This is a genomic window from Streptomyces sp. NBC_00876 (assembly GCF_045207435.1).
GTDB lineage: Bacteria > Actinomycetota > Actinomycetes > Streptomycetales > Streptomycetaceae > Streptomyces.
Window position 1 is genome coordinate 2,218,535 of the sequence record NZ_CP108800.1, and the last position, 16,060, is coordinate 2,234,594.

Here is a 16,060-nt window from a genome sequence, read left to right on the forward strand (position 1 = left end):
CGCCGCACGGGCCGGGCAGGTTTCGCTCTCGACGAAATCCGCACGTCCGTACGCAGCGGTAACCCACTGGGACGGACGATCATCCGTCCCAGACACGGGCCCCGCGTCCCGCCCACCGTCAACAAGTGCGAAGATGGGTTCTCGGCAGGACAGGGCCCCCACCACAGGGCCGAATGACAAAAGCGGCCGAACACCAGCCGACCGGCCGGTCACACCCCGATGACGGGGCCCGGCATACGGCGCACATGCATGGAGGACGTGACGTGGCGAACGACGCCAGCACCGTTTTCGACCTAGTGATCCTCGGCGGTGGTAGCGGCGGTTATGCCGCGGCCCTGCGCGGAGCGCAGCTGGGCCTGGACGTCGCTCTGATCGAGAAGGGCAAGGTCGGCGGCACCTGCCTGCACAACGGCTGCATCCCGACGAAGGCCCTGCTGCACGCCGGTGAGATCGCGGACCAGGCGCGCGAGGCCGACCAGTTCGGTGTCAAGGCCACCTTCGAGGGCATCGACATGGCGGCCGTCCACAAGTACAAGGACGACGTGATCTCGGGCCTGTACAAGGGCCTGCAGGGTCTCATCGCCTCCCGCAAGGTGCACTACATCGAGGGTGAGGGACGGCTCTCCTCCCCCACCTCGGTGGATGTGAACGGCCAGCGCATCCAGGGCCGCCACGTGCTCCTGGCGACCGGCTCCGTGCCGAAGTCGCTCCCGGGCCTGGAGATCGACGGCAACCGCGTCATCTCCTCGGACCACGCACTGAAGCTGGACCGGGTCCCGAAGTCCGCGATCGTGCTGGGCGGCGGCGTCATCGGCGTCGAGTTCGCCTCGGCGTGGAAGTCCTTCGGCACCGACGTCACCATCGTCGAGGGCCTGAAGCACCTGGTCCCGGTCGAGGACGAGAACAGCTCGAAGCTTCTTGAGCGCGCGTTCCGCAAGCGCGGCATCAAGTTCAACCTCGGTACGTTCTTCCAGGGTGTCGAGTACACCCAGGACGGCGTCCGGGTGACCCTCGCCGACGGCAAGACCTTCGAGGCGGAGCTGCTGCTCGTCGCGATCGGCCGCGGCCCGGTCTCGCAGGGGCTCGGTTACGAGGAGGCGGGCGTCGCGATGGACCGCGGCTACGTCCTCGTCGACGAGTACATGCAGACGAACGTTCCGACGATCTCGGCCGTGGGCGACCTGGCCCCGACCCTTCAGCTGGCGCACGTCGGCTTCGCCGAGGGCATCCTCGTGGCGGAGCGTCTGGCCGGCATGAAGACCGTCCCGATCGACTACGACGGTGTCCCGAAGGTGACGTACTGCCACCCCGAGGTCGCCTCCGTGGGCATCACCGAGGCCAAGGCCAAGGAGCTCTACGGCGCGGACAAGGTCGTCGCGCTGAAGTACAACCTCGCGGGCAACGGCAAGAGCAAGATCCTCAAGACCGCGGGCGAGATCAAGCTCGTCCAGGTCAAGGACGGTGCCGTGGTCGGCGTCCACATGGTCGGTGACCGTATGGGCGAGCAGGTCGGCGAAGCCCAGCTGATCTACAACTGGGAAGCGCTGCCGGCCGAGGTCGCGCAGCTCATCCACGCCCACCCGACGCAGAACGAGGCGATGGGCGAGGCCCACCTGGCCCTCGCCGGCAAGCCCCTGCACTCCCACGACTGATCAGTCGACCGGGCGCGACGACCGACCACTTCCGCATTTTCGTTAGGAGCAACTGAAACCATGTCGGTTTCCGTAACCCTTCCGGCGCTCGGCGAGAGCGTCACCGAGGGCACTGTCACCCGCTGGCTGAAGGCCGAGGGCGAGCGCGTCGAGGCCGACGAGCCGCTGCTCGAGGTGTCGACCGACAAGGTCGACACCGAGATCCCGGCCCCCGCCTCCGGCATCCTGGCCTCCATCAAGGTCGCCGAGGACGAGACCGTCGAGGTCGGCGCAGAGCTGGCCATCATCGACGACGGCACGGGCGCCCCGGCACCCGCCGCGGCTCCGGCCGCCGAGCCCGCGGCCGCTCCGGCCCCGGCCCCGGTCGCCGAGGCACCCGCCGCCGCCCCGGCCCCCGTGGCCGAGGCTCCGGCCGCCGCCCCGGCCGGCGGTGCCTCCGGCACCGACGTCACCCTTCCGGCGCTCGGTGAGAGCGTCACCGAGGGCACCGTCACCCGCTGGCTGAAGGAGGTCGGCGAGGAGGTCACGGAGGACGAGCCCCTGCTCGAGGTCTCCACGGACAAGGTCGACACCGAGATCCCGGCCCCGGTTTCCGGTGTGCTGCTGGAGATCGTCGTCGCCGAGGACGAGACCGCCGAGGTCGGCGCCAAGCTCGCCGTCATCGGTGCCGCGGGTGCCGTCCCGGCCGCCGCTCCGGCCGCTGCCGCTCCGGCTCCGGCCGCTGCCCCGGCCCCCGTCGCGGCTCCGGCTCCGGCCGCCCCCGCACCGGCGGCTCCCGCCCCGGCTCCGGTGGCTCCCGCCGCGCCCGTCGCCGCCCCGGCCCCGGCCGCTCCGGCGCCCGTCGCCGCTGCTCCGGCTCCGGTCACCCCGGTGGCTCCGGCCGCTGTGGCCGCTCCGGCTGCGAACTCCGGTGACGACGGCGCGTACGTCACGCCGCTGGTCCGCAAGCTCGCCTCCGAGAACGGCGTCGACCTGGGCGCGGTCAAGGGCACCGGTGTCGGTGGCCGTATCCGCAAGCAGGACGTAGTGGCCGCCGCGGAGGCCGCCAAGGCCGCCGCTGCCGCCCCGGCCCCCGCCGCCGCCGCCGCTCCGGCCGCCTCCTCCAAGGCGCCGAAGCTCGAGGTGTCCCCGCTGCGCGGTCAGACGGTCAAGATGACCCGCATGCGCAAGGTCATCGGCGACAACATGATGAAGGCGCTGCACTCGCAGGCCCAGCTGACCTCGGTCGTCGAGGTCGACGTCACCAAGCTGATGAAGCTGCGCAACAAGGCGAAGGACGGCTTCGCGGCCCGTGAGGGCGTCAAGCTCTCCCCGATGCCGTTCTACGTCAAGGCCGCCGCCCAGGCGCTGAAGGCCCACCCGGTCGTCAACGCCCGGATCAACGAGGACGAAGGCACGATCACGTACTTCGACTCGGAGAACATCGGCATCGCCGTGGACGCCGAGAAGGGCCTGATGACCCCGGTCATCAAGGGTGCGGGCGACCTCAACATCGCCGGTATCTCGAAGAAGACCGCCGAGCTGGCCGGCAAGGCCCGCGGTGGCGGTCTGACGCCGGACGACATGTCCGGTGCCACCTTCACCATCAGCAACACCGGCTCGCGCGGTGCGCTCTTCGACACCGTCATCGTGCCGCCGAACCAGGCAGCCATCCTGGGCATCGGCGCCACCGTCAAGCGTCCCGCGGTCATCGAGACCGAGGAGGGCACCGTCATCGGCGTCCGCGACATGACGTACCTCTCGCTCTCCTACGACCACCGTCTGGTGGACGGCGCGGACGCCGCCCGCTACCTGACCTCGGTCAAGGCGATCCTGGAGGCCGGTGAGTTCGAGGTCGAGCTCGGCCTCTGAGCACCGCGGTTGTAACCAGCCTCACCAGCGGCGCCCCCGTCCGGAACACTCCCGGACGGGGGCGCCGCCGTATTGTCTAGACACGACCGGCCGCTCCGGCCACTGTGTCGGTGTAGGCAGCACCGGTTTGCCCCGAAGGAGCCACCCATGACCCCGCCCGTCGTCCACTCGCTGCGCGAACAGATCCGCGAGCACATCGTGGACGGGATCGTCAGCGGGCGCTGGAAGCCGGGCGAGCGGATCGTCGAGCGGCGGATCGCCACCGAACTGGAGGTCAGCCAGACCCCCGTGCGCGAGGCGCTGCGGGAGCTGGAGACGCTCCGGCTGATCGAGTCGGCGCCCAACAAGGGCGTCCGGGTCCGCAACCTCACCGCGGCCGATCTGGAGGAGAGCTACCCGGTACGGGCCGGCCTGGAGCAGATCGCCGCCGAGCTGGCGGCCCCCGGGCTCGGCGAGGACTGTTCGCTACTGGCCCCGCACGTGGCGGCGCTGTACGAGGCCGACCGGCTGGCCGACGGCGAGGCGCAGGTGCGCCACACGGTCGGCTTCCACCGAGAGATGGTCCGGGCGGCCGGGAACGCCGTGCTGCTGCACACCTGGGAGGGGCTGGGCATCGAGGTGTTCACGGCGCTCTCGATCCGCTGGCTGGGCACGGTGCAGAAGTCGTACGCCGAGGAGCACGAGGCGCTCATCGAGGCGTTCCTGCGCAAGGACCCGGATATCGGTGTGCTGGTCAAGGCTCATGTGCTCGGCTGCGCGCCGCGCGCCTGAGACCGGCGCCGGGCGCGGTGCGCATGTGACGTGAGGGGCGCTCGCCTGTGCAGGCTGGCGCCCCTTTTGCCTGATATATCCCGTCACTCCGTGCCCTGATTCGCGGCACCCCATGCCACTTTCTTCATATCGAGAAGTTTTGCCTTTCATCCTTTGATCGATCATCGATCGGAGCCTTACAGTTCACTCCGCGGGCCCACCGGCCCCATCGCCCTGTCCTGCCAGTCAGGGACTTCTCCACCCCCCTCCTCACCGGAAGGCGGCGATCATGACCGACCCCGTAGGAAAGCTTCCGAGCGAGCTCGACCAGCTCCCGGACCGCGACCCGGAGGAGACCGCTGAATGGGCGGCCTCCCTGGATGCCGTCACCAAGGCCGCGGGCCCGCACCGTGCCGCGTATCTGATGCGTCGCTCGCTCCAGCACGCCGAGGGCGCCGGTCTCGCGCTGCCCAAGCTGCTGGAGACCGATTACGTCAACTCCATCCCGACCGCCGCGGAGCCCGCCTTCGACGGTGACCTGGAGATGGAGTCCCGGATCACCGCGTGGAACCGCTGGAACGCGGCCGCGATGGTCACCCGTGGCTCCCGCTTCGGCGTCGGCGGCCACATCGCCACGTTCGCCTCGGCGGCCTGGCTGTACGAGACCGGCTTCAACCACTTCTTCCGCGGCAAGGAGGGGGACGGCTCCGGCGACCAGCTCTACATCCAGGGCCACGCCTCCCCCGGCATCTACGCCCGCGCCTTCCTCGACGGCCGGCTCAGCGAGCAGCAGCTCGACAACTTCCGCCAGGAGGCGGGCGGCGACGGTCTGCCGTCCTACCCGCACCCGCGGCGGCTGCCCTGGCTGTGGGAGTTCCCCACCGTGTCGATGGGCCTCGGCCCGCTCTCGGCGATCTACCAGGCGCGCTTCAACCGCTACCTGGCCAACCGCAACATCAAGGACACGTCGAACTCGCACGTCTGGGCCTTCCTGGGCGACGGCGAGATGGACGAGCCCGAGTCGACCGCCGCCCTCGCCCTCGCGGCGCGTGAGCAGCTCGACAACCTGACCTTCGTCATCAACTGCAACCTGCAGCGCCTCGACGGTCCGGTCCGCGCCAACTTCCGTGTCGTCCAGGAGCTGGAGGGCGCCTTCCGCGGCGCCGGCTGGAACGTCGTCAAGACGCTCTGGGGCACCGCCTGGGACGAGCTCTTCCAGCTCGACACCACGGGTGCGCTGGTGCGCCGGCTCCGCGAGGTCCCGGACGCGCAGTTCCAGACGTACGCCACCCGCGACGTCGCCTACATCCGCCAGCACTTCTTCGGCACCGAGCCCGCGCTCGCCGAGCTGGCGAAGCTGCTCACCGACGCGAAGATCGCCGAGTGCTTCCACACCTCGCGCGGCGGCCACGAGGCCCGCAAGGTGTACGCGGCCTACCGGGCGGCGCTGGCGCACAAGGGTGCGCCGACGGTGATCCTGGCGCAGACGGTGAAGGGCTACACGCTCGGCCCCGGCTTCGAGTCACGCAACGCCAACCACCAGATGAAGAAGCTGGACGGCAAGCAGTTCCGCGCCATGCGCGACCTGCTGGAGCTGCCGATCCCGGACTCGAAACTGGACGAGGGCCTGGTGCCCTACGGCCACCCGGGCGCCGACTCCCCCGAGGTCCGCTACCTCCAGGAGCGCCGCGCCGCCCTCGGCGGCCCCGCCCCGGCCCGCCGGGTGCACGCGGTGACGCTGCCCGCCCCCGAGGAGCGCGCGTTCGCCGCGCTCAAGAAGGGCTCCGGCAAGCAGGAGCTGGCCACCACGATGGCCTTCGTCCGCCTCGTCAAGGACCTGATGCGGGACAAGGAGACCGGCAAGCGCTGGGTTCCGATCGTCCCCGACGAGGCCCGCACCTTCGGTATGGAGGCGCTGTTCCCGTCGGCCGGCATCTACTCGCCGCTGGGCCAGACGTACGACCCGGTCGACCGCGACCAGCTGATGTACTACAAGGAAGCCAAGGACGGCCAGGTCCTCAACGAGGGCATCACCGAGGCCGGCGCGATGGCCGACTTCATCGCCGCGTCCACGTCGTACGCGACGCACGGCGAGCCGATGATCCCGTTCTACATCTTCTACTCGATGTTCGGCTGGCAGCGTACGGGCGACCAGTTCTGGCAGCTCGGCGACCAGCTCGGCCGCGGCTTCGTGGTCGGCGCCACGGCGGGCCGTACGACGCTGACCGGCGAGGGCCTCCAGCACGCGGACGGCCACTCGCACCTGATCGCGTCCACGAACCCGGCGTCGCTCAACTACGACCCGGCGTTCGCGTACGAGGTGGCGGTGATCGTCCAGGACGGTCTGCGCCGGATGTACGGCCCCGAGGCCGAGGACGTCTTCTACTACCTGACGGTCTACAACGAGCCGAAGCCGCAGCCCGCGATGCCGGAGGGCGTCGAGGAGGGCATCCTCAAGGGCCTCTACCGCTTCAAGGAGGGCACGCCCGCGAAGGCTGAGGCTCCCCGTGTGCAGCTGATGGCCTCCGGTACGGCGATCCACTGGGCCCTGGAGGCCCAGGAACTGCTGGCCGCGGACTGGGGTGTCACGGCCGACGTCTGGTCCGCCACCTCGTGGGGCGAGCTGCGCCGCGACGCGCTGGAGTGCGACGAGGCGCTGCTCCGCGGTGAGCTGCGGGTGCCGTACGTGACCCAGGCGCTGGAAGGCGCACCGGGTCCGGTCCTCGCGGTCAGCGACTGGATGCGCCAGGTGCCGGACCAGATCAGCCAGTGGGTGGAGCAGGACTGGACCTCGCTCGGCACGGACGGCTTCGGCCTCTCCGACACCCGTGACGCGGCCCGCCGCCACTTCGGCGTCGACCCCCAGTCGATCACGGTCGCGGCCCTGGCCCAGCTGGCCCGCCGCGGCGAGGTGCCCGCGTCCGCCGTCAAGGAGGCCCGCGAGCGCTACGGGCTCTGACGGCCCGCAGAGCGGGCTTGATTCTCCCGTCCGGGCTCGGTTCTCCCCGAAGCCCGGCCGGCAGAATCAGCCCGTCCGGCGATTGAGGACATCTCTTCCGGCCCGGCCGGTGCCGGACGTCACGTCCGGCACCGGCCGGGCTCGTGCGCCTGCGGCCACAATGGCCGCATGCGTGCTGCCCGGCTCATCAGAATGGTGCTGCTCCTGCAGTCCCGTACCGCCATGACCGCCGCCGAGCTCGCCCGAGAGCTCCAGGTGTCGGAGCGGACCGTCACCCGCGACGCCCAGGCGCTCTGTGAGGCGGGTATCCCCGTCTACGCGGAGCGGGGCAGTGCGGGCGGGTACCGGCTCGTCGGCGGGTACCGCACCGGTCTCACCGGCCTGGCCCGTGACGAGGCGGAGGCCCTCTTCCTCTCCGGCCTGCCCTCCGCCCTGCGCGAGATGGGCCTGGCCGACGCCGGGGACGCCGCCCGGCTCAAGGTGTCGGCGGCCCTGCTGCCCTCGCTCCGGGACGCCTCCGCCGGCGCCGCCCGGCGCTTCCACCTGGACGCACCCGGCTGGTACCAGGAACCGGTCACCCCCGCACTGCTGCCCGCCGTGGCCGGGGCGGTGTGGGACGACCGCACGGTCCACGCCCGCTACCGGCGGGGCGGCCGGGACACCGGGGCGGAGCGGGAGCTGGCACCGTACGGGCTCGTCCTGAAGGCCGGGGTCTGGTACCTGTGCGCCCGCGCACAGGACGACTTCCGGGTGTACCGGATCGACCGCTTCACGGCCGTGACCGTGTCGGACACCCGGTTCGACCGGGACGAGAGCTTCGACCTGCCCGCCTTCTGGGCCGAGCGCGCGGACCGTTTCGCCCGGTCGATCCTGCGGACCGAGGTGACACTGCGGCTCTCGGAGGCGGCCGTACGCCGGCTGCCGCACGCGGTGGACCGCGTCGCCGCCCAGGACGCGCTGGCCGCGGCCGGCCCGCCGGGGCCCGACGGACGGGTCACGGTCACCCTGCCGGTCGAGTCGCTGGATGTCGCGTACAGCCAGCTGCTGACCCTGGGACCGGAGTTGGAGGTGCTGGAGCCGGCCGCCCTGCGCTCCCGGTTCGCGGCTGCGGCCGAACGCCTGCACGCGCTCTACCGGAGCACCCCCTGAGGCTTCATTTCGGTGTCTGGGCGTGCATCGCCCGCCGCCAGGGCAGATGCTGGACCCGTGATGGACGAGACGGAATTCTGGGAGCTCATCGACAGCACCCGCGAGGCCGCCGACGGCGACCCCGAGGACCATGCCGACCTGCTGGTCGAACGGCTGGTACAGCTCGATCCCGAATCCGTGCTGGACTTCGCCCGGCACTTCGAGGCCCGCTACAACCGCGCCTACCGCTGGGACCTGTGGGGCGCCGCCGCGATCCTGCTCGGCGGGGCGAGCGACGACGCCTTCGACTACTTCCGCTGCTGGCTGATCGGCCAGGGCCGGGACGTCTTCGAGGGCGCGGTGCACGAGCCGGACAGCCTCGCCGAACTCCTCGACGACTTCGACGAGGAGCTGGACGGCGACGCCGAGGAGCTGGGCTACGCCGCCGACGAGGCGTACGAGCAGCTCACCGGGGTGGTCGCACCGGATCTCGGACTGCCGCCCCAGGCCGCCGAGCCGGAGGGCACCCCGCTGGGCTTCGAGGACGACGCGGCCCTGGCGGCCCGGCTGCCCGCGCTCTGGGAACGGTTCGGCGCCGTATGAGAAGCGGGGCGCCCGGTCACGGGCCGAGCGGCCGGCCCATCAGCACGTCGTCCACATAACGCCCGGCCAGGAAGAACTCGCCGCGCAGCACGCCCTCGACGGCGAAGCCCTCCGCCTCGTAGAGCGCACGGGCGGGGGCGTTGTGGCCCAGTACCCGCAAGGTGATGCGGTTCGCCCCCTGGGCGCGTGCCGCCGCGCACGCGGCCCGTATCAGCGAGCGCCCGACGCCGCGGCCCCGCGCCCAGCCGGCCACGGCGAGGCCCTGTATCTGCCGGACGTGCGCGTTGCACACCATCGGGGTGGGCGGCACCACCCGGACGTACCCGGCGAGGACCGTCTCCCCCGCGGCGTTCACCGCCTCGGCCACCAGGATGTCCCGCGGCGGGTGCCGGTCGTCGAAGAACGGCTCGTACGGCGGCTGCGGCCGCGGCTGCACGGCGTGCAGCGTCGACCAGGTGCTGCGGTCCAGCTCTCCGAGAGCGGGGCCGTCCTCGGGAACGGCGGGGCGGACGGACGCTGCGCGGCTGGTGGAGGGCTCAGACATGGGCGCCACTGTGCCATGCCCCGTACCGCGCGAACCATGGGGCAGGATGGGCCCATGCCGCACTCCCGTATCGCCGTCACCGGTTCGACCGGACTCCTCGGAGGGGCGCTGGTGCGCTCGCTGCGGGCCGACGGCCACGAGGTGGTCCGGCTGGTCCGCCGCCCGGCGCGCTCCGGTGACGAGGTGGAATGGGATCCCGGGCGGGGTTACGTCGACGTGGCCGGGCTTGTGGGCTGCGACGCGGTCGTCCATCTCGCCGGGGCCGGGGTCGGCGACCACCGCTGGAGCGAGGCGTACAAGCGGGAGATCCGCGACAGCCGGGTGCTCGGTACCGCCGCGATCGCCGAGGCCGTCGCCTCGCTGGACGTACCGCCGAAGGTGCTGCTGTCGGGGTCCGCTGTCGGTTTCTACGGCGACACCGGGGCCCGTGCCGTCGACGAGAACGCGCCGCCGGGCGACGGGTTCCTGCCGTCGGTGTGCGTGGAGTGGGAGGAGGCCACGGCTGCCGCGGAAGAGGCCGGGGTACGGACCGTGCACGCCCGCACGGGGCTGGTGGTGGCCCGGGAGGGCGGCGCCTGGGGCCGTCTCTTCCCGCTGTTCCGGGCAGGGCTCGGCGGCAGGCTCGGCAACGGGCGCCAGTACTGGAGCTTCATCGCGCTGCACGACCACATCGCGGCGATGCGGCACGTCCTGGACACCCCTGCCCTGTCCGGACCGGTGAATCTGACCGGCCCCGACCCGGTCACCAATGGCGAGGTGACGGCGGCGATGGGCCGGGTACTGCGCCGGCCCACCGTGTTCACCGCGCCCGCGCCCGCGCTGCGGATCGCCCTGGGCGAGTTCTCCGAGGATGTGCTGGGCAGTCAGCGGGTGCTGCCGGGGCGGCTGCTGGACTCCGGATTCTCCTTCGCCTTCCCGGGGATCGACGCCGCCCTCCGCGCGGCACTGCGCTGACCCGCACCCCAGGAGCCGTTCCCCGGCGTGGTGTTCAGACGGATGTGCGACCCCGTGCACCGGTGCCCCGGTCCGCGCGCGACTGTGCGCGATTCCGCCACTCTCCTAGCCTCGGGGCGAACTCACGCATTCCGGTGGCCGGTTGAGGGCAAGAGCCTCCCACCAGTTGCGCCGACTCGGGGAGGGGCATGTGCTCAGCACGGCACACCACGCGGACGTCGTCATCATCGGGGCCGGGATCGCCGGCCTGTCAGCGGCCCACCGGCTGATCAGTGCGGGAGTGAGTGTCAGCGTCCTGGAAGCCGGCCCCGGCGTCGGCGGCCGGATGACGACCGACGAGGTGGACGGGTTCCGGCTCGACCGCGTCGGCCCGTTGCTCAGCACCTCGTATCCGGAGCTGTACGCGACGCCCGGACTGGCCGGGCTCGTCCTGCGGAACTTCGACCCCGGGGTACTGGTCCACAGCGAGGGCCGCCGGTACCGGACGGGGGAGACCCGGAGCGCGCGGGGCTCACGCAGCGCGCGGGGCGCGCTCAAGGCAGCGCGCGCCCTGGCTCACGCTCCCCGGGCGCCACTGTCCGGGGCCCTCACCGGGGCCATGGGCGGGGCGATCGACCACGCCCGGCTCGGAGTGGCGCTGGCCCGCCTCGCCGCCACTCCTCAGGCCCGCATCCTGGCCCGGCCCGAACGGACCGCGCGTGACGCCCTGTCCGGGCGCGGCCTGTCCTCCCGTACGCTCAACGGCTTTGTGCGCCCCCTGCTCACCGCACTGCTCAGCGACCCCGGACTCACCACCTCCAGCCGGTGCGCCGATCTCGCCCTGCACAGCTATGCGAGCGGCAGACTCTGCGTACCGTCGGGCGGTTCGGGCACCCTGCCCGAACTCCTCGCGGCCGCGCTGCCGCCCGGGACCGTGCGGACGGGTGTGCATGTCACGGCCGCCGACATCACCTCGGTCCGCACCAAGGAGCACGGCGAACTGGGCTGCCGCTCGCTGCTGCTGGCGACCGGCGCGGGCGCGGCCGCGGAACTCCTGCCCGGTCTGCGGGTGCCGTCCTTCCACCCGGTGACCGTCCTCCACCACACCGCCCCCGCTCCCCCGCCGACCGGCGCCGCGCTGCTGCTGGACGCCGACCGCGGGGGTCCGGTCGCGCACACGGCGGTGATGAGCGCGGTCGATCCGGCGCGCGCCCCGCACGGCCGGACCCTGATCACCTCGACGGTGCTCGGCACCCCGCCGCCCGATCTGGACCGCACGGTCCGCGCCCATCTCGCCGCGCTCTACGGCATGCCGACCGACGACTGGGAGCTGCTGGCCGCGCACCACGACCCGGAGGCGGTGCCCGCGATGGAGCCCCCGCACGACCCGCACCGCCCGGTGCGGCTGCTCGCGGGCCTGTACGTGTGCGGCGACCACCGCGACACGAGCACGGTCCAGGGAGCCCTGTCCTCGGGCCGCCGCGCCGCCGGGGCGATCCTCACCGACCTGGGCGTACGGCCGGGATACGGAAGCACCGCGGCGCTTCCCGAGGCGGCCTGATCCAGACGAAAGACCCTGGGGCGGGGCCGCGCCGGCCGGGGCGCGGCCCCGCGGCCCCCGGCCTCACCCGAGTGCGGCAACCCGCTCGCGGTATCCGCGCACGGCGGCGGCGTCCCGGAACGGCTCGAGCCGTCGCTCGAAGTCGCGCACGTACTCGGTGGCGCGCACCGACCGCATCTCGGCGGCCTGCTGTGCGGCCTCCGCGCCCAGCCGGCAGGCCTGGTCGAGCTCGCCGAGCCCGAGCCGGGCGGAGGCCAGCACCACCCGGCAGAACAGCCGGCTGCGGGCGTACGCGGGTGAGCGCAACTGGAGCGAGCGCTCCGCGTACTGCGCGGCGGCCCGGTACTGCTGGAGGTCACGGTGGCAGTGGCCGAACTCGTCGGCGAGCTGCGCCTCGTCGAAGTAGCGCGCCCAGTGCGGCACCTCGTCGCCGGGCCGGGAGGTCTCCAGTGCGCGTTCCGCGCGGGCCAGCGAGGCCGCGCAGGCCTTGGCCTCGCCCAGTACCCCGTGGCCACGTGCCTCGACCGCGTGCAGCAGGGCCAGGACGGCGTGGGGCGCGGCGGAGCCGATGCCCTGCTGGGCCACCCGCGCCAGCTGCACCGCCTCCCGGCCGTGCGAGAGGTAGACGGCCTGCCTGCTCATGGTGATCAGGACGTAGCTGCCGTAGGCGCGGTCACCGGCGGCCTGGGCGAGCCGGAGTGCCTGGACGAAGTAGCGCTGGGCGAGCCCGTGGGCCGCGATGTCGTACGAGGTCCAGCCGGCCAGCCGGGTCAGATCGGCCGCGGCGGCGAACAGCCGCCGTCCGGTGGTCTCCCCGTACGTGCCGCGCAGCATCGGTTCCGTCTCGTGCTCCAGGTACCGGACGAGGGCCTGGCGGGCGTGGCCGCCGCCGTAGGCGTGGTCGAGGGTGCGGAAGAGCTCGGAGACCGACCGCAGGGCGGCGACGTCGCCGCTGCTGACCTTCTGGCCGGAGCCCCGCTCGGTCTGCCGCTGGCGCGGGACGCCGGGGGCGCCCGGCACGGAGAGCGCCGGGGAGCCGGCCGGTGCGTGGGCGCCGCCGGGCCGGGACGGCACCGGCCCGCGGACGCTGTGGCGGCTGCCGGGGCCGGCCACACCGCCCTGCTCGGGCACCCCCGGCCCCCCCGCCATCCCGCCGGGTGCAAAACCGCCACCGGGGCCCCCGTGTCCGGTGCCGTACGTCCCGTGCGGCCCGGCCGCCCCGCGCGGTCCTGGGGGAGCCTGCGGCCCGTACGTCCTGCCTGCCCCGCCGCCTCCCCCACCGGTCCTGGCCGGCCCGCCGGCCACCGTCGCCGCCTCGTTCCCCCGCCCCACCCACTCGTCCGCCCGCCCGATCAGCCAGTCCCGGCTGGGGACGACCAGCCCCGCCGGGGTGAAGGCGATCTTCCGCAGCTCCGCCTGGCTGCCGGAGTCCTTGCGCCACAGCCCGCTGACGATGTCGACCGCCTCGGCGGGTGTGGCGGCGAACTCCAGGCCCGCGTAGACGGGGGCGCAGGCGTCCAGGCCCAGGTCCTGCGCGGAGAGCCGGCGTCCGAGCCGCCGGGTGAAGACCTCGGCGATCAGCGCGGGGGTGGTGCCCCGTGGCTGCTGGCCGCGCAGCCAGCGGGTCACGGAGGTCTTGTCGTACCGCAGGTCGAGGCCGTGTTCGAGGCCGAGCTGGTCCACCCGGCGGGCGAGGCCGGCGTTGGAGAAACCGGCCTCGGTGATGAGCGAGGCGAGTCGGCGGTTGGGGGTGCGCTGCGGAGGTCGTTCCGACATCAGCTGTAGGGTCTCCTGCCTTCGGGGCCGGGCGGGCAGCCCTTATGGAACGGCGCGAATTTAGCGGCCCCCGAGGCGGCCTCAGCCTCCTTCGCTTCACATTCATCCGATCGTGTGAGGATTGAAGGCGGCGCTGACGGGAACGACCTGCCGGGCCACCGCTCCGGCACCGGTCGTACAGTGGCCGGGGCGCGATCCGGTGCCTGGTGACGTGACGACGGGGACACCCCCGGCCCCGGGCACCGCAAGTAGAGAGGCTGCTGTCGTGACTGAGCTTCGGTTCGTCCGTCTGGGATTCGGCGAGAACGCCGTCGACTACCAGGAGGCCTGGCAGAAGCAGCGCGAGGTGCACGCGGCACGGTTCGAGGACACCGTCCCCGACACCTGCCTGCTGCTGGAGCACCCGCCCGTCTACACGGCCGGCCGGCGCACGGCCGACAGCGAGCGCCCCCTGGACGGCACCCCGGTCATCGACGTCGACCGCGGCGGGAAGATCACCTGGCACGGTCCGGGCCAGCTGGTCGGCTACCCGATCCAGAAGCTGCCGCGTCCGGTGGATGTCGTCGCCCATGTGCGCCGGCTGGAGGACGCGTTGATCCGCACCGCCGCCGACTTCGGCGTGGAGACCTCCCGGGTCGAGGGCCGCAGCGGTGTCTGGGTCCTCGGCGACCCGGTCGAGGAGCGCCCCGCGCTCGGCGGACTGTCCCTGGACTTCGACCCCCGTCTGCACGACGAGGAGTTCGACGCCCGGCTGAACGGCCCCGAGTACGCCCCGTCCAACGCCGGCCAGCGCCGCGAGGACCGCAAGCTGGCCGCGATCGGCATCCGGGTCGCCAAGGGCGTGACCATGCACGGCTTCGCCCTCAATGTGAACCCGGACAACACCTCCTTCGACCGGATCGTGCCGTGCGGCATCCGGGACGCCGGCGTCACCTCGCTCGCGTACGAACTGGGCCGCGACCTGACGATCGCGCAGGTGCTCCCGGTCGTCGAGAAGCACCTGCGGGACGTCCTGGAGAACGCCGAGCTCGCCCCGCGCACGGTCGTGCGCGGGGACGAGGCCGTGGCCACGGCGTGACGCCCGGAGCACCGCTCCGGGAATAGGCCCTGCCGGCCACAGGTTGGGCAGACGTAAAGCCGATTGAACTACGGGCGTACCCTGGTGTTCGCCGAAGAATCCAATGCAGCGAAAGCAAAGGGGAGTGCCGGAGTGTCCGCTGTCGCACCCGACGGGCGCAAGATGCTGCGCCTCGAGGTCCGGAACAGCCAGACCCCCATCGAGCGCAAGCCCGAGTGGATCAAAACCCGGGCGAAGATGGGCCCCGAGTACAACCAGTTGCAGAAGCTCGTGAAGAGCGAGGGTCTGCACACGGTGTGCCAGGAGGCCGGCTGCCCCAACATCTTCGAGTGCTGGGAGGACCGCGAGGCCACGTTCCTCATCGGCGGTGACCAGTGCACCCGGCGCTGTGACTTCTGCCAGATCGACACGGGCAAGCCGCAGGCGCTGGACCGGGACGAACCCCGCCGGGTGGGTGAGTCGGTGGTCACGATGGACCTGAACTACGCCACCATCACCGGCGTCGCCCGCGACGACCTGGAGGACGGCGGTGCCTGGCTGTACGCGGAGACCGTGCGCCAGATCCACGCGCTGACGGCGGAGCGGGAGGCCGGCCGCACCAAGGTCGAGCTGCTGATCCCCGACTTCAACGCGGAGCCCGAGCAGCTCGCCGAGGTCTTCTCCTCGCGCCCCGAGGTGCTCGCGCACAACGTGGAGACGGTGCCGCGCATCTTCAAGCGGATCCGCCCCGGATTCCGTTACGAGCGTTCGCTCGAGGTCATCACGCGGGCCCGCGAGGCCGGTCTGGTGACCAAGTCCAACCTGATCCTCGGCATGGGCGAGACCCGTGAAGAGGTCAGCGAGGCGCTCCAGGACCTGTACGACGCCGGTTGCGAGCTCATCACGATCACGCAGTACCTGCGCCCGTCCGTGCGCCACCACCCGGTCGAGCGCTGGGTGAAGCCGCACGAGTTCGTGGAGCTCAAGGAGGAGGCCGACGAGATCGGCTACTCCGGCGTGATGTCCGGCCCGCTGGTCCGGTCCTCCTACCGCGCCGGCCGGCTGTTCCAGCAGGCGATGGAGGCGCGGGGGGCCGTCGCCGCGACGCCGTCCGCGTAGGAACGTCCGCGTGAGTCCGGACACAATGAGCTACTGAGCAGTAATGCAGTAACGGCTGATTCGATGCGGTCCATGCGCTCCTCCCGGGCCGGAGGCGCGTATGGGCCGCGTCGGCGTGCGCGGCGCC

The 16,060-nt window shown here is 72.3% G+C and carries 12 protein-coding genes; 10 read left to right on the forward strand and 2 right to left on the reverse strand.

Annotated features, from left to right (window positions below):
- Positions 1-263 precede the first annotated feature (263 nt).
- From lpdA to OG782_RS09795, 6 genes are all read left to right on the forward strand, one after another.
- The gene (gene lpdA / locus OG782_RS09770) at positions 264-1,652 is read left to right on the forward strand and encodes a dihydrolipoyl dehydrogenase (protein WP_326735789.1); all 1,389 of its coding nucleotides are present in this window, start codon (positions 264-266) and stop codon (positions 1,650-1,652) included.
- Between the two features lie 60 nt (positions 1,653-1,712).
- Complete coding sequence (sucB, locus tag OG782_RS09775) at positions 1,713-3,503, forward strand: 2-oxoglutarate dehydrogenase, E2 component, dihydrolipoamide succinyltransferase (protein ID WP_406449351.1); 1,791 nt, start codon at positions 1,713-1,715, stop codon at positions 3,501-3,503.
- Between the two features lie 147 nt (positions 3,504-3,650).
- The gene (locus tag OG782_RS09780; protein ID WP_136330089.1) at positions 3,651-4,274 is read left to right on the forward strand and encodes a GntR family transcriptional regulator; all 624 of its coding nucleotides are present in this window, start codon (positions 3,651-3,653) and stop codon (positions 4,272-4,274) included.
- A 268-nt stretch (positions 4,275-4,542) separates the two neighbouring features.
- Positions 4,543-7,212, forward strand: coding sequence for a pyruvate dehydrogenase (acetyl-transferring), homodimeric type (gene aceE, locus OG782_RS09785; RefSeq protein ID WP_406449353.1), 2,670 nt, complete (start codon positions 4,543-4,545; stop codon positions 7,210-7,212).
- Positions 7,213-7,380: 168 nt separating this feature from the next.
- Positions 7,381-8,361, forward strand: a complete 981-nt coding sequence (locus OG782_RS09790; protein WP_406449355.1) for a helix-turn-helix transcriptional regulator — start codon at positions 7,381-7,383, stop codon at positions 8,359-8,361.
- A gap of 60 nt (positions 8,362-8,421) precedes the next feature.
- The gene (locus OG782_RS09795) at positions 8,422-8,943 is read left to right on the forward strand and encodes a DUF4240 domain-containing protein (protein WP_406458961.1); all 522 of its coding nucleotides are present in this window, start codon (positions 8,422-8,424) and stop codon (positions 8,941-8,943) included.
- A gap of 16 nt (positions 8,944-8,959) precedes the next feature.
- Here the strand turns inward: OG782_RS09795 and OG782_RS09800 are convergent, their stop codons facing one another.
- Positions 8,960-9,487, reverse strand: coding sequence for a GNAT family N-acetyltransferase (locus OG782_RS09800; protein WP_406449357.1), 528 nt, complete (start codon positions 9,485-9,487; stop codon positions 8,960-8,962).
- Between the two features lie 54 nt (positions 9,488-9,541).
- Here OG782_RS09800 and OG782_RS09805 point away from each other — a divergent pair, with 54 nt between their 5' ends.
- Positions 9,542-10,441 carry a TIGR01777 family oxidoreductase gene (locus tag OG782_RS09805; protein WP_406449359.1) on the forward strand — a complete coding sequence of 300 codons (900 nt, stop codon included), beginning with the start codon at positions 9,542-9,544 and terminating at the stop codon, positions 10,439-10,441.
- 190 nt (positions 10,442-10,631) lie between these two features.
- On the forward strand, positions 10,632-11,981 hold the full coding sequence (locus OG782_RS09810; protein ID WP_406449361.1) for an FAD-dependent oxidoreductase: 1,350 nt from the start codon (positions 10,632-10,634) through the stop codon (positions 11,979-11,981).
- Between the two features lie 63 nt (positions 11,982-12,044).
- Here the strand turns inward: OG782_RS09810 and OG782_RS09815 are convergent, their stop codons facing one another.
- Positions 12,045-13,757 (reverse strand): regulator, encoded by a 1,713-nt coding sequence (locus OG782_RS09815; protein WP_406449363.1) that lies wholly within the window; start codon positions 13,755-13,757, stop codon positions 12,045-12,047.
- Positions 13,758-14,022: 265 nt separating this feature from the next.
- Here OG782_RS09815 and lipB point away from each other — a divergent pair, with 265 nt between their 5' ends.
- On the forward strand, positions 14,023-14,835 hold the full coding sequence (gene lipB, locus OG782_RS09820; RefSeq protein WP_406449365.1) for a lipoyl(octanoyl) transferase LipB: 813 nt from the start codon (positions 14,023-14,025) through the stop codon (positions 14,833-14,835).
- A 132-nt stretch (positions 14,836-14,967) separates the two neighbouring features.
- Positions 14,968-15,933: a lipoyl synthase gene (lipA, locus tag OG782_RS09825; protein WP_406449367.1), complete on the forward strand. Its 966-nt coding sequence runs from the start codon at positions 14,968-14,970 to the stop codon at positions 15,931-15,933.
- Positions 15,934-16,060: the final 127 nt, after the last annotated feature.

Excerpts from the sequence above, each read along its gene's own strand:
- sucB (WP_406449351.1), top strand. The coding sequence starts at position 1,713 with ATGTCGGTTTCCGTAACCCTTCCGGCGCTCGGCGAGAGCGTCACCGAG.
- OG782_RS09780 (WP_136330089.1), top strand. The coding sequence starts at position 3,651 with ATGACCCCGCCCGTCGTCCACTCGCTGCGCGAACAGATCCGCGAGCAC.
- aceE (WP_406449353.1), top strand. The coding sequence starts at position 4,543 with ATGACCGACCCCGTAGGAAAGCTTCCGAGCGAGCTCGACCAGCTCCCG.
- OG782_RS09790 (WP_406449355.1), top strand. The coding sequence starts at position 7,381 with ATGCGTGCTGCCCGGCTCATCAGAATGGTGCTGCTCCTGCAGTCCCGT.
- OG782_RS09795 (WP_406458961.1), top strand. The coding sequence starts at position 8,422 with ATGGACGAGACGGAATTCTGGGAGCTCATCGACAGCACCCGCGAGGCC.
- OG782_RS09800 (WP_406449357.1), bottom strand. The coding sequence starts at position 9,487 with ATGTCTGAGCCCTCCACCAGCCGCGCAGCGTCCGTCCGCCCCGCCGTT.
- OG782_RS09805 (WP_406449359.1), top strand. The coding sequence starts at position 9,542 with ATGCCGCACTCCCGTATCGCCGTCACCGGTTCGACCGGACTCCTCGGA.
- OG782_RS09815 (WP_406449363.1), bottom strand. The coding sequence starts at position 13,757 with ATGTCGGAACGACCTCCGCAGCGCACCCCCAACCGCCGACTCGCCTCG.